This is a genomic window from Gottfriedia sp. NPDC057991 (assembly GCF_042886615.1).
Taxonomy (GTDB): Bacteria; Bacillota; Bacilli; order Bacillales; family Bacillaceae_G; genus Gottfriedia.
Genome location: NZ_JBHVQN010000005.1, coordinates 1 through 14173 on the forward strand (window position 1 = coordinate 1; position 14173 = coordinate 14173).

17 protein-coding genes are annotated in these 14173 nt (G+C 32.7%); 5 read left to right on the forward strand and 12 right to left on the reverse strand.

Annotation, left to right across the window (positions count from 1 at the left end):
* Positions 1-297: 297 nt before the first annotated feature.
* Positions 298-1059, reverse strand: coding sequence for a metallophosphoesterase (locus ACFVR2_RS16570; protein ID WP_387363904.1), 762 nt, complete (start codon positions 1057-1059; stop codon positions 298-300).
* Positions 1060-1137: 78 nt separating this feature from the next.
* Positions 1138-1692 (reverse strand): maltose acetyltransferase domain-containing protein, encoded by a 555-nt coding sequence (locus ACFVR2_RS16575; RefSeq protein ID WP_387363907.1) that lies wholly within the window; start codon positions 1690-1692, stop codon positions 1138-1140.
* A gap of 167 nt (positions 1693-1859) precedes the next feature.
* Here ACFVR2_RS16575 and ACFVR2_RS16580 point away from each other — a divergent pair, with 167 nt between their 5' ends.
* From ACFVR2_RS16580 to ACFVR2_RS16590, 3 genes are all read left to right on the forward strand, one after another.
* Entirely contained in the window at positions 1860-2066 is a 207-nt protein-coding gene (locus ACFVR2_RS16580; protein ID WP_387363910.1) for a LysE family translocator, read from the forward strand.
* A gap of 125 nt (positions 2067-2191) precedes the next feature.
* The gene (locus ACFVR2_RS16585) at positions 2192-2293 is read left to right on the forward strand and encodes a hypothetical protein (protein WP_387363913.1); all 102 of its coding nucleotides are present in this window, start codon (positions 2192-2194) and stop codon (positions 2291-2293) included.
* 12 nt (positions 2294-2305) lie between these two features.
* The gene (locus ACFVR2_RS16590) at positions 2306-2461 is read left to right on the forward strand and encodes a hypothetical protein (RefSeq protein WP_387363916.1); all 156 of its coding nucleotides are present in this window, start codon (positions 2306-2308) and stop codon (positions 2459-2461) included.
* 353 nt (positions 2462-2814) lie between these two features.
* On the opposite strand, the gene ACFVR2_RS16595 is transcribed toward ACFVR2_RS16590, so the two are convergent.
* From ACFVR2_RS16595 to ACFVR2_RS16620, 6 genes are all read right to left on the reverse strand, one after another.
* Positions 2815-3822 carry a PTS sugar transporter subunit IIC gene (locus ACFVR2_RS16595; protein ID WP_387363919.1) on the reverse strand — a complete coding sequence of 336 codons (1008 nt, stop codon included), beginning with the start codon at positions 3820-3822 and terminating at the stop codon, positions 2815-2817.
* 114 nt (positions 3823-3936) lie between these two features.
* Positions 3937-5328 (reverse strand): argininosuccinate lyase, encoded by a 1392-nt coding sequence (gene argH / locus ACFVR2_RS16600; protein WP_387363922.1) that lies wholly within the window; start codon positions 5326-5328, stop codon positions 3937-3939.
* A gap of 27 nt (positions 5329-5355) precedes the next feature.
* A complete protein-coding gene (locus ACFVR2_RS16605; protein ID WP_387363925.1) occupies positions 5356-6570 on the reverse strand; it encodes an argininosuccinate synthase in 1215 nt (404 codons plus the stop codon).
* Between the two features lie 48 nt (positions 6571-6618).
* Complete coding sequence (argF, locus tag ACFVR2_RS16610; protein WP_387363928.1) at positions 6619-7656, reverse strand: ornithine carbamoyltransferase; 1038 nt, start codon at positions 7654-7656, stop codon at positions 6619-6621.
* A 253-nt stretch (positions 7657-7909) separates the two neighbouring features.
* On the reverse strand, positions 7910-8353 hold the full coding sequence (locus ACFVR2_RS16615; RefSeq protein WP_387363931.1) for a Dps family protein: 444 nt from the start codon (positions 8351-8353) through the stop codon (positions 7910-7912).
* Between the two features lie 62 nt (positions 8354-8415).
* Positions 8416-9189, reverse strand: a complete 774-nt coding sequence (locus ACFVR2_RS16620) for a nucleotidyltransferase domain-containing protein (protein ID WP_387363934.1) — start codon at positions 9187-9189, stop codon at positions 8416-8418.
* 70 nt (positions 9190-9259) lie between these two features.
* On the opposite strand from ACFVR2_RS16620, the gene ACFVR2_RS16625 reads away from it, so the two are divergent.
* On the forward strand, positions 9260-9544 hold the full coding sequence (locus ACFVR2_RS16625) for a YciI family protein (protein ID WP_387363937.1): 285 nt from the start codon (positions 9260-9262) through the stop codon (positions 9542-9544).
* 62 nt (positions 9545-9606) lie between these two features.
* On the opposite strand, the gene ACFVR2_RS16630 is transcribed toward ACFVR2_RS16625, so the two are convergent.
* From ACFVR2_RS16630 to ACFVR2_RS16645, 4 genes are all read right to left on the reverse strand, one after another.
* The gene (locus ACFVR2_RS16630; protein WP_387363940.1) at positions 9607-10554 is read right to left on the reverse strand and encodes an aminoglycoside phosphotransferase family protein; all 948 of its coding nucleotides are present in this window, start codon (positions 10552-10554) and stop codon (positions 9607-9609) included.
* A gap of 42 nt (positions 10555-10596) precedes the next feature.
* The gene (locus ACFVR2_RS16635) at positions 10597-11859 is read right to left on the reverse strand and encodes an MFS transporter (protein ID WP_387363943.1); all 1263 of its coding nucleotides are present in this window, start codon (positions 11857-11859) and stop codon (positions 10597-10599) included.
* Between the two features lie 19 nt (positions 11860-11878).
* On the reverse strand, positions 11879-12547 hold the full coding sequence (locus tag ACFVR2_RS16640) for an HAD family hydrolase (RefSeq protein WP_387363946.1): 669 nt from the start codon (positions 12545-12547) through the stop codon (positions 11879-11881).
* Positions 12548-12619: 72 nt separating this feature from the next.
* On the reverse strand, positions 12620-13165 hold the full coding sequence (locus ACFVR2_RS16645) for a GNAT family N-acetyltransferase (protein ID WP_387363949.1): 546 nt from the start codon (positions 13163-13165) through the stop codon (positions 12620-12622).
* Between the two features lie 354 nt (positions 13166-13519).
* On the opposite strand from ACFVR2_RS16645, the gene ACFVR2_RS16650 reads away from it, so the two are divergent.
* Positions 13520-14134, forward strand: a complete 615-nt coding sequence (locus ACFVR2_RS16650) for a DedA family protein (protein WP_387363952.1) — start codon at positions 13520-13522, stop codon at positions 14132-14134.
* The last annotated feature ends 39 nt before the right edge of the window (positions 14135-14173 follow it).

Here is a 14173-nt window from a genome sequence, read left to right on the forward strand (position 1 = left end):
ATACAAATGCTGAATTGTTTCCTATAAAGTGAACACATAAAAAAAGAGACTGATGACCAGGACATAAAAATACCCGAATAATAGACTCTTATTTTAAGAGTCTATTATTCGGGTCTAAGACAACCCTTTTTTGTCATTTAGTAGATTTCAATCCCCCTCCAAACTAAGAAACTGTCCATTTCGAAAGCTATAAATCTACTCTCTATTTTGTTTATAAAAGTCGAATTTCAGTTTACAGAGTATAAAAAAAACATGAAATATATTTATATCTCATGTTTAAGTCATTTTCTTATGACTTTATATACTTTTAATCACAATGTAATGAGTTTCAGGGCGTGCATTTAACCTAAGTGGTATAGTCGTTGTTCCATATCCATTACTTATTATTTGAGTTATCCCATTATACACATGCGTTTTACCTTTTTCATATGGACCATATCCGAAAATTCTTATTTGTCCTCCATGCGTATGACCACTAAATACAAGCGATACTCCATGTTCTTCCTTTAAAAACTTCAAGATTCTTGGATTATGACTTACTAAAAGCTTAAATGCATCCTGTTTAACACCTTGAAAGGCAAGATCAATATCCACCTTCCCCGTTTTCAAATCATCTACCCCAATTAATGCCCATTCTCTTTGCAAATGGTTTAAGGTAACAGAAGCGTTCTTCAAAACAGTTACATTCCATTTATTAAAAATAGTCAGTAAATCCCTTTTTTCAATTTCTATATCATTATTACCCCAAACAAAGTAGACCTCACCAAGACTACTTAATTTTCGAATATTTTGTTCAATCCTTTCAAGAGCCACTCCTTTTTCTAATAGATCGCCACCAATAATGACAAGATCAACTTGATTAGACATCTTATTAATAATAGAAGAATCTATTTTTCTTCTATGAATATCAGAAATAAAAAATATTCTAATTGGCTTTTCAAGGGGAATATTTGAAAAAGAGAATTCATGTTTTCGAATTATATTCATATGAGCCTCTATAAACATATACACTAACAACATAAAACCTAGTAATATACAAATAAAAAATAGATAAACCATATAGCACCCCCACTTTCAGGATTGGAAATATTAGATTCACGTTGTATTTATTTCTAAAAAGCCTTCTCGTAAAATCCGTTACTTAATTTCCTTAATAACTCTAGCTGGATTCCCTCCAACAACTACATTATCAGGCACATCTTTTGTAACAACGGCCCCAGATGCAATCACAACATTATGTCCAATCTTTACTCCTGGATTTATGATCGCCCTTCCACCAATCCAAACATTATCACCAATCGTAACTGGTTTACCAAATTCAACTCCACTAGCCCTTTCAACAGGATCAAGTGGATGAGTAGCGGTATAAATATGAACCCCAGGTGCCATAAAGCAATTTACACCAATATGTACTGGGCAAACATCTAAAATGACACAATCAAAGTTTGCATAAAAATTTTCTCCTACATGAATATTGTATCCATAATCACAACGAAAGGTAGGTTCAATATATATGCTTTCACCCGTCGAACCGAATAACTGTTTTAATACACTTTCCCTTTTACTACTTTCCGTTTCAAGCGTCAAATTAAACTCGCGCGTCAAACGCCTTGCATTAACTCTTTCCTCAACCAATTGAGGATCCCCCGCTAAATACATCTCACCATTAATCATTTTTTCCTTCTCACTCATCTAATCACCCTTCATCTATTTCTATTAAGCTTTTCTAAATTCCAAGTACTTGCTGCTTTTCTGACCTTAATCTTTCCCTGCATTTCCTGCCTCTAATTTGTTAAAGTAGAATAATAAAATCTCACAAATATATTAAAAGAGGTATTTAATTAGATTTAACTATTTACTTGTCTTTTATTGGAGTATCCTTCTCATTAATTATAGCACCTGGACCAGATAATATTTTTGTTATGGCACAAAGCATTTCATACGGAAAAAAAGAAGGAATTGCAACGGCATTTGGCCAATGTTCTGTAGTTACAATCCATACACTTGCTGCTTCAATTGGATTATCAGCCATTTGGTATAAGTCAGATATCGCTTTTCCATTTTAAAATACTTAGGTGCTTTTTATTTACTGAACTTAGCTTACCAGGCCTTTCGTTCAAGCAATGAAGTAAGCTCTTTCACGGAACCCCAAAAATAAACTTTACCTTCTTTATATCGTCGAGGATTTTTAATGAACGTACTAAATCCAAAGGTATCTTTATTCTTCCTAGCGTTTTTGCCTCAATTTATAGACAAAAGCGGTATGGCAGTTCCCCTACAAATGATCGTTTAAGGTTGAACTTTTATGGTATTAACTCTCATTGTATTTTCAATTATAGCGATTTTTGCAGGTAGCTTGGGTGAAAAATTGTTACAAAATGAGAAATCATCTAAAATTATCAATCTAGCACAAGGCATTATTTTTACCGGAATTGGATTGAAGCTGTTTTTTATGGATTGATCGTAATCACTAAAACAGAAAAATGAGTACTGTGGATAGTACTCATTTTTTGTTTTGTAGGGAAGGAACTGTATCAATCATGATCCATTTTACTGGATTTCGTTATGTTTTAGTCGATTTACAATCTATTTTATTGTTGTTTCTTTGAATTTAGTAGGTTTCACTCTATTTATTTGTGATTAGTGAGAACTTATTTGCAGATTCCGAAATTTTATTTGCAGTTTTGAATTTTTTAATTGCAGATATGCAAATTTTAATTGCACCCTGATTGATTTATTTGTACTTTCACGGAATTTATTTGCACTTTCAATATCTTTATTTGCAGCTCATCAAACATATAACACTCAATATATTTATAATATTTTCAACTCTCCAGGTTTAATCATATTTGCTTGTTTTAAGAATATATACACAATATACGAAATGATTCCCGGTACTAATATGTAAGTAACAATCATGGGAATTATTACTGCACTCCCATATGTAGCTAATAAATTCATTGGGGCAACTAATGCGCATAACCCTAAGCCTGCGATTTCTTTTGGTGCTTCAATATGAAATAAGAAAGCTGATACTGGTCCTGCCACAGCACTTGCAACAATAGTTGGTATAAGTATCCTAATATTCCTAGTTACATTTGGTAGCTGTAATTTCGGCGTGATGATTAATAAACCAAGAATACTTCCTGGATCGTTTTCTCGTGCAGAGATCACAGCTAAACCAACAAATTGTGCTGCACATCCAGCTAATGCAGCCCCACCAGCAAGTCCATCTAAATTCAATGCGATCGCTAACGCAGCAGAAGACGCTGGCGAAACAATCAATATTCCCCAAACGACTGCTAATACAATCGAAGCAATAATTGGCGAACCTTCTGTTGAACCTTTAATAAAATTCCCAACCGCTATTAAGATTGGAGAAATCCATTTTGATAAATACAAGCCAACCAAACCTGAAATTAAGATGGCAAATAAAGGCACAACCATTAAATCTAGTTTCGTTTTACCTTGAACAGCTTTTCCAATCAGAATTGCAACTAAAGCTGATAATAAAGCTCCTACTGGTTCACCCATTTTAATGGTCATAGCCGTATCTACCATTAATAATGCACCGGATCCGATTAGTGCAGCAGACATTGCAGAAAAAATGATTAATGTACTTGATCCTAATAAAACGGCTATACCTGCGCCAATAGCTGGTGCCATTAATAATTTAGTTGAAAATCCGATTGTCATTAAAGATTCAAAATGAAAAATTTTCCCAAGACTATCAAGTAAAGAACCGATCCCGATCATTACAAAAACAGCATGTGCTATACCTTCTGAAGCTCTAAATACCCTACTTTTTTCTTGCGTACTCATATAATACCTACCTTTTTTTAGTAACTACTTCTAGTATTTGCATAATGAATAGAAAATTATTAATTAGAAGCACAAAAAAACGTCCAAATAGATTGGACGCTCTTAAATAGAAAATTATACCATATTTATTGTGATACTTAAACACTCTTCCGCTTTCATTATTTGTTTCCAAACTTCATTTGTAGATGTTCCACCTTCACTTATTCTTGCTTCCATTACCGTTTTTGGATTTAATGTATGATAAATATCTTCTTCAAACACTTCATTAATCATCTTAAATTCCTCAAGATTTAATTCCCCAAGAAATTTATGATTCTCTATAGCATATAAAACCGTTTTTCCAACGATTTCATGAGCTTGTCGGAATGGGATATTTTTTCGAACTAAGTAATCAGCAAGGTCAGTAGCGTTTGAATAATCATTTTTAACAGCTTCGTACATTCGAGTTTCATTTACTTTCATTGTATCAATAATTCCTGATAGCAATTGCAATGCTCCCACAACAGTATAAACAGTATCAAACATACCTTCTTTATCTTCTTGCATGTCCTTGTTATATGCTAAAGGTAGTCCTTTTAAAACAGTTAATAACCCGATTAAGCTGCCATAAACTCTCCCAGTTTTACCTCGAAGTAATTCTGGGACATCTGGATTTTTTTTCTGCGGCATAATACTAGAGCCGGTACAAAAAGCATCATCTAATTCAATAAACTGAAATTCTTGACTAGACCAAATGACAAATTCCTCTGATAGTCTAGAAATATGCGTCATTAGTAATGACGAATCAGAAAGGAACTCTACGATAAAATCACGATCACTTACTGCATCTAAACTATTATGATAGATATCGCTAAAACCAAGTAATTCAGCGGTACGATGACGGTTAATTGGAAATGTAGTTCCAGCTAATGCACCTGCACCTAATGGTGAAATATCCACTCGTTTTAAACTATCTTTGAATCGGCCTTTGTCGCGCTCAAGCATCCAAAAATAGGCAAGTAAATGATGTGCAAATGAAACAGGCTGTGCTCTTTGTAAGTGCGTATACCCAGGCATAATTGTATTTACATGCTTTTTTGCTTGCGTAACGATTTTATTTTGAACTTCTTCAATTAAATGAATAATGGAAGACGTATTATTTTTTAAAAATAGGTGCATATCAGTTGCAACTTGATCATTTCGACTACGACCTGTATGTAGTTTTCCTCCTACAGGACCGATTTCTTCAATTAACAAGCTTTCGATATTCATATGAATATCTTCATTTTCAATACTAAATTGAACCTCATTTTTCTCTACTTTTTTTAAGATATTATTTAAACCTTCTATTATTAGTTCAGCTTCATTAATTTCAATTATGCCACATTCTCCAAGCATCGTTGCATGTGCAATACTACCTGCTATATCTTCTTTAGCCATTATTTGATCAAATTCAATTGATGCCGTAAATTCTTCTACTAATTGGTTTGTTTCCTTCGTAAAACGTCCGCCCCAAAGTTTTGACATAACTGCCTCCTTAATCCACCCTATATTTTATTTACTTAAAACTGTATTTTTCTGAGTAACTTCGCTATAAACCTTTGTTGGTAATCCCCATAGTTTAATAAAGCCTACCGCTGCATTATGATCAAATAAATCACCCTTTGAATAAGTTGCAAGCTCTTCATTATATAGACTAGTTTCCGATTTTCTACCAACTACTGTATGAGTCCCTTTAAATAATTTCACACGAACAACACCACTCACTGTTTCTTGTGTTGTATTGACAAACGCATCTAAAGCACCCATTAAAGGTGAATACCACAAGCCATCGTAAAGCATTTTAGAAAATTGTTGTTCAATACTTACTTTAAAATTTGTCACCTCACGAGGCAATGTAAGGAACTCTAATTCTTTATGAGCATTGATTAAGATTAGCGCTGCTGGATTTTCATATACTTCACGTGACTTTATGCCTACTAATCTATTTTCAATATGGTCGATTCTTCCAACACCGTGCTTTCCACCTATACCATTTAATTGTTCAATTAGTTGAACTAGTTCAATAGGCTGACCGTTTAAGCTAACAGGTACACCTTTTGAAAATTCAATTTCAATATATTCAGGAACATTCGGAGTATTTTCAATTGCATTCGTCCAATCAAAAGCTTCTTCAGGTGCTTCATTCCATGGATTCTCTAATACACCTGCTTCACAAGCTCTTCCCCATATATTTGCATCAATTGAAAATGGATTGTCTAGATCGACCGGAATTGGAACACCGTTTTCATTTGCATACTGTATTTCCTCATCACGAGTCATGCCCCATTCACGAACAGGCGCCACTACTTTAAGATTCGGATTCAACGCCATTACTGAAACTTCGAAACGAACTTGATCATTTCCTTTTCCTGTACAACCATGTGCTACCGCAACTGCACCTTCTTGCTGGGCTACATCAACTAATAGTTTTGCAATTAAAGGTCTTGATAGAGCAGATGAAAGTGGGTACTTACCTTCATATAATGCATTCGCTTTTAAAGCGGGAACAATATATTCATTTGCAAATAAGTCCTTTACATTGATCATATATGACTTAATTGCTCCTAAATTTAACGCCTTTTGACGAACAGCTTCAACATCTTTTCCTTCACCTAGATCAAGACAAAGTGCAATTACATCGTAGTTGTATTTCTCCTGTAACCATTTAATACAAACTGATGTATCTAAACCACCTGAATATGCTAAAACAATTTTTTCATTTCCCATGTTATTACCCCCGATTAGATTTTTAAAAAATATAATAGATTTTAAGAATTATAAATTACCCATTAAGGCAACTAAGATCGCTTTTTGAGCATGAAGTCGATTTTCAGCTTCATCAAATACTACCGAATGCTTACCATCAATTACCGAAGCTGTTACTTCTTCCCCTCTATGTGCAGGTAAGCAGTGCATGAATAAATAATCTTCTTTTGCGTTTTCTAATAAGTGATCATTTACTTGATAAGGGCTAAAATCTTTTAAGCGAATTTCAGTCTCTTCCTCTTGCCCCATACTGGTCCAAACATCTGTTATCACAACATCAGCTCTACTTACACCATCTACAGGATTATTAACTACTTCAATAATACTTCCAGTTGTTTTTGCAACATGCTTCATCGATTGAAGTACAACTTTATTAGGTTCATACCCAATGGGACATGCAATCGTTAAATAAACACCAAGCTTAGCTGCACCTTCAATTAATGAATGACAGATGTTATTATTTCCATCTCCTACATAAGCAATCTTCAAACCTTTTAATCTACCTTTATGTTCAAGAATTGTTAAGAAATCAGCCATAATTTGAGCAGGATGGTGCAGATCAGTTAATCCATTAACAACAGGAATTGACGAGTGCTCAGCAAACTCCTTCACCATCTCATGAGTATTTGCTCGAATCATGACTCCGTCTACATAACGAGAAAATACTTTCGATGTATCATGGACAGTTTCTCCTCTACCAAGCTGTAAATCTTTACTGCTCATAAAGATTGCATGACCACTTAATTGCATCATCGCGATTTCAAATGATAATCTCGTTCTAGTAGAATTCTTTTCAAAAATCATCCCTAGCACTTTGTCTTTTAAATAAGGATGTGCCTCTCCCGCCTTTTGCATATTTTTCATTTCTAATGATTTTTCAAGTAAGAATAATAATTCACTTGATGAAAACTCACTTATAGTAAGAAAATTTTTCCCTTTAAAGTCCGACCATTTTACAGAGCTAAAATTTCCTTTTGTAACATTCCCTTTTGTCTTTTGAATATAACCATTTTTCTTTACATGGTTTTCTTTCAATACTTTACTCATAAATCCATCCCCTTTTTTTAGAAGCTCAGATTCTTATATAATGAATGATTATACACAAATATAAATAATTATACAATTAATTTTTTAGTTTTTTTTGGTAATTTTTTATTAATAATTTTAACGCGCAATCAAAACCCTTATAAACACTTGTTTTACACTAGGAAACAAGATAAAAAAAAACGGATAAAATAAAAAAAGGTGAACTAACCAATCATATTTAATGATTGGTTAATTCACCCATTTAAATATTTATTCATTTACCAAGAAATGACTTTAACATCCAAAGCATCTTTTCAATTTCAGCAATCTTACCCAAAAATAAGTCAGCTGTTTCTTGATCATCACTTTCTTCTGCAATTGAAATTACATCACGCGATTCTTGTACAACTTTTTCATAGTCTTTAATTAGATCAGATACCATTTCTTCTGCAGAAAATGTATGATTACCTTCTTTAATCGTAGCTGTTTCTAAGTATTCACGAAGTGTTGCAATTGGTTTTGAACCAATTGTTAAAATTCGTTCTCCTAAATCGTCTACCATTACTTTTGCATCGTCATAATACAATTCAAATTTTTCATGTAGCGTAAAGAAATTCGGTCCTTTTACATACCAATGATAGTTATGTAATTTTACATATAACACATTCCAATTCGCAAGTTGTTGATTTAATAAACTTTCTAAATTTGCCAACTTCATTCACACTCCAATTTCTTTGTTAACATACAAAGAAATTTTTCCCAAAAAGTGTGTAGTCTATTCTATTTTTCCCATGAATGTTCAATTGTCGTTCGAAATAATTCATTTAAGTTCCGGATATTCACCTTGTTCGATTCAGTAATCCCCTTTACATACTCTTCAAAAAACTGAATGTTATTTTCAATGAAATCGTTTAATACTTTTTTTCTAGGCTCTAGATCTAATTCTTCACCTTGTTTTTTTCGGATTAATAACTTGCCTACTTCTTCTAAAAATTCCTGTTCTAACCCTTCCATTTCTAGAAGTTCATCAAACAATATTGGAGGAATTTCATTGTATTTTTGGATCCACATACAAGCTAAAATTGGTCTTAATACATAAAAATACTTTTTAATCTTAACTTCTTCCCCTTGCAAATAATCACGGTAATTCCCTTTGGCCATATGGAGATAATGGTAAATACACGCCTTTTTAGAAAGAATTTCATTACCCATTTTTCTTAATACTTCTGAAATCGTTAAGTCATCATGATAAATAATTGGAGATCTTAACCATTCTAATAATGCCGGGTTTGATTTTGCAAAGAGATTAAGAGCCTTTTTTAAGTCCCAGCCACTAAAGTCGAGTAAATCATTGATTGGATATTCAATTACGTCACGTCTTTGGTCAATGCTTAAATACCAATCTTTGCGGTGAACATAAACAAAACGTACATCATAATCGCTGTCTTTAGATGGAAAACCCCACGCTCTACTACCGGACTCAACGGCAAATAGTATTTTTACGTCATGTTCGGCCTCTATTTGCTTTAGTTTTTCTATAATGATTTCCTGCATATTTATCACCCTTATAGTTAATGTTTACGTGCTATAGTATAACTATTATAATCGATAGGATGTGGCTTAAGTGGAAAACTTTATTTATGTTTTAAAACCAGTTCGATCAACTTTTTTACACGATTCAACCGAAGAAGAACGCAATATTGTATCGGAACATTTTCATTATCTACAGAACTTCAATAAAGAAAAGACGGTATCTTTAGCTGGAAGAACCGAACAAGCTGAATTTGGTATTGTCATCTTAAAAACAGAAAGCCTACAGCATGCAAAGGAAATCATGCAAAATGATCCAGCTGTTAAAAAGAATGTAATGACTGCTGAATTATATCCATTTTTAATTGCACTAAATTAAATACAAAAAGTGCATCAAAATTGACTAATTCAAGTCATTCCCGATGCACTTTTTATTGTTAATTACTTAAAATTAAAAAATATATTTTCTAATTCTCTTAACGTAGTAGCTTTCTTAGCTACTTCAGACTTTTCTTGATAGAAACTAATATTACTAAAACGATGTAGTAATAAATAGGTCATTAATTCTATTTGTAAGTCCTCGTTTAATTCGTTATTCGTATAGCCATAGCTTTCTAGAAAAATTTTATTTAGTCCTTCAAATGGATAAAACATAAACGCTATTGGCCCAAGCAAATCATATTTAGAATCTCCTACAAAGCAATCAGCAAAATCAATTAAACCAGTAAACCTCCACATGTCCTCAACTTTATTCATGATTAAATTAAATGGTGTGTATTCTCCGGTTAATAACACGATCTGTTCTTTTCCTTGCAATGCATTATCTTCTACATAGCTTGTTAATTGGGTAAATAATTCATCATTCATACCGTTGTTTCTATGATGATTCTCTACTTGCTCTAATTGATTCATAATAAATTGCTTCCAATGTTCTTGATCATATTCTTTTGTTGAGATCGTTGCGTCATGGATTTCTCTTATTATTTTTCCTAAATCAAACGCAATTTGCTTTTTCTCCTCAAAAGACAGTTCATCAAAAACATCAATTAAAAGAGTCCCTTTTAGTTCACTCATTATTAAATAGCTCCAACCTTCAAATTGACCAGTTGAAATTAATTTAGGAACATCTACAGATAGAGTTCGGCCGTTTAAAAACCCAAGAACCTGCTTCTCCTTTATGAACTCGTCATTCACATATGAAGGATATAATTTAATTACCATTTCACCATCTATACTAAAAACAATATTTCCACCGTACGAAAATCGAGTAAGCTTCTCAAAATCGATCTTTTCTAACTCACAAATTTTACGAATCTTACCTTCCCAAAAACAGTTTTTCTCGCGCATTATTTTATATTTATCTTTTGTTATTTTATAAAGATAGGTCATTCATTCTACCTCAATTAAATTATTTTTTTTAAAATTTTCCTGCTACGCAGAAAGATTCTGATTTAATACCGCTCTTTTTTTAATATTAAGCACAAATAATGTTGCAACTAAACAAAAGATACCTGCTGCAATAAAGATTGATTGGTAGGCATTTAACCAAGAATAAACTAAACCTCCACCATATGCTGCAGCTCCAGCACCTAATTGATGGGCAGTATAAATCCATCCATAGATTACCCCTACCTTCTCTTTCCCAAAATGGTCCGTTGCTAGTTTAATAGTTGGCGGAACCGTAGCAATCCAATCCATTCCATAGAAAATGGCAAAAGCACTTAAATAAATGATTGAATTCGTAGATAAAGCAAAAGGAAGAATAAGTAATGATAATCCTCTTAAACCATAATACCAAAATAATAACCAACGATTATCAAAGCGATCGGAAATATATCCGGATAAAGTCGTTCCAATAATATTAAATATTCCCATGAACGCTAAAATACTAGCAGCCGTGACCTCTTTATATCCATAATCAATACAAAGGGAAATAAAATGAGTACCAATCAAACCACTAGTTGAAAAGCCACAAACGAAAAAACTAGCCGCTAATAACCAAAAAACTTTCGATTTAGCACCTAATTTTAAACCCTCAAAAGCTGCCTTTACTGGATTGATATTGTTTGCTTGCTTCTTATTACTTTTTTCAGCTCCTAAAGGTAAAATCCCTACATCTGACGGATCATTCTTCATAAAAATCCATAGTAAAGCATAAATGAAAACACCAAAAGAGAATATTGTTAAAACTGCACTTCTCCATGAATAGTTTTCAACGATATATGCCATTAACGGTAAAAAAACCAGCTGACCAGCTGCAGAGCTAGACGTTAAAAGACCTAGTGCTAAACCACGCTTTTTTTCAAACCAAGTTGTTGCAACGTAGGCATTTAATACAGTCAAAAATGCTCCTGCACTTAGTCCAATAATAATTCCCCAAATAATAAATAAATGCCATAATTGCGACATAATTGTTGTTAGTAAAATAGCAGCTAATAATGTGCCCATCCCTACTAACAATACATTTCTAACACTAAACTTTTGATATAAACCAGCTATAAATGGACCAGAGAATCCAACAAGAGTTATACAAATCGCAAACGCACCTGAAATTGATGCTCTACTCCAACCGAATTCCTTTTCAAAAGGAATCATCATCACTCCAGACATCGTATTTGTTACAGCAGCAATAATGACGGATAAGAACGTAACAATTAAAATAATCCAAGCATAATGTATTTTTCCGCTTTTCAATCAAACTCCTCCTTCATTCTTAGACCATTATCTTACTCTCATTTAATAACACACTTTTCAAGCGATCTACACTATTAACAATTGCATTCGCTCCTGCATCAGTTAATTCCAACTCACTTCCATAACCGTAAGTTACTCCAATTGCATCAATATTAGCGATTTTTGCACCTTTTATATCGTGAAGTCGATCCCCAACCATCACTGAGTCTTCTTTAGAAAGATCATTATTCATTTCAAAAATATACTCAATAATCTCGCCTTTATCGATTCTTGTGCCGTCTAGTTCACTTCCAACAATTTGAATAAAAAACTCATCAAGTTGGAAATGGCTCAATATTTCCCTTGCGAAAATAGTTGGTTTTGAAGTTGCTACATATAATCTTTTATTCTCTTTTTGCAACTCGCTTAGAAGTTCACGTATCCCATCATATACATTATTTTCAATCATACCACTCTGCGAAAAGTATTCGCGATAAAAACAAACTGCGTTTAACAATTCTTTTTCACTAAATTGACAAATTTCAGAAAATGATTGCTGAATCGGAGGTCCAATAAATTTTAAAAGCTCTGATTCTAATGGAATAGCTTTTTTCATTTTCTGTAATGTATACTTTACCGAGTTCAAAATCCCTACCTTTGGATCCGTCAGTGTACCATCTAAATCGAACAAGATTGTATGATAAGTCATTATTTTTTTCCTCCATCATTATTACTCCATAAAAAAGCGTTAGCATTTTTAGCTAACGCAAAATTGATTCATTTACTTTTTCCAGTCCTTCTTCAACATACTATAAACAGCTATATCATAATACTTTTCTCTAATTTGCTGTGCTTCTCTTTGGATACCTTCTTGATTAAAATTTAAACGTTCAGGAATTGCCCTACTCTTCGCATTTTCAACAGCTGCTCTAATCACTACTCGATTAAGATTAAGCTCATCATAACAATATGAAACTAAACTTTCTACAGCACGAGTCATTATTCCTTTACCTTGCATATGTTCACTTAACCAATAACCTATTTCAGTTGTTTGATTCGACCAGTCTATATAATGTAATCCCAACATGCCTACTAGTTCATTTTTATAAAAAATTCCCGTTTCAAAACCATTATTATCTGCAAATTTTTGTAACCACATAGGTATAATCGATTTTTGATAATCCTCGATCAATGGAATATTTTCAGCCCAAACCAGCCATTCTTTTAAGGAGTTTTGATTTTCCTTTAGCGCCTCTACTAATATTTCTGCATATTTTGGTGTTAATAAATTGATTGATAAATCCTCACTTAATTGAACTTTAAACATGTCCATCCTCCTTTTTTTACAAAGACATTATTCCTAAATAGCTAATTACATTTCTTCAGATTTAGGAGAAGTATTTTACAAAATCTAATTTCTGATTTTATATTAATCTACTTTAATTCCCTATTAACTGTTCTAAATCCTCTGACTTTGAAAAAAAATTCTCTCATACAATGCTATTACAGTGTTCACTAGACATAAAATCTACATTTTATTAGTTATTTGTTTATTATATTTATGGAACAAGTTTCACAATTACTTGCCTAAATCACTAGTTACATAGTATATTTTTTCACAAGGAATATTAAAAACTTCTAATTATTTCTTAAAAATAAAAATCAAACTTGAGGTAATATCATGCAAAACTGGATTATTGAAACAATGGATACATTTGGCTATTTAGGTATCTTTTTATTAATTGCATTAGAAAACATATTTCCTCCAATTCCTTCCGAAGTAATTTTAACGTTTGGCGGGTTCATGACTACAGAATCTTCACTATCTAAAATAGGTGTTATTTTCTTTTCAACTTTAGGGTCAGTAATTGGAGCAATCATACTTTTTTGGATTGGTACTTTACTAGATATAAAAACGTTAGAAAAAATCGTAGGACGCTGGGGGCATTTTTTACGTTTAACTAAAAAGGATGTCCATAAAGCGGACGAATGGTTTTCAAAATACGGTGTTTGGACAGTCTTTTTCTGTAGACTAATTCCATTAATTCGCAGTTTAATTTCTATTCCAGCTGGAATGGCTCGAATGAATTTTTGGATCTTTTTGTTATTTACAACTTTAGGCTCATTAATATGGAATACAATTTTAGTTTTAGTTGGTGCATCAGTTGGTGCATCTTGGGAAAAGATTGTTGAGTATATGGATGTGTATTCAAGTATTATTTATGGAATTTTAGCGATTGGATTGTTCGTTTTTATTTTCCTTTTTATTAAAAAAAGAAAACGCTCTGCTAAATAAGACGAAAAAACTCAGACTAATTTCGTTTAGTCTGAGTTT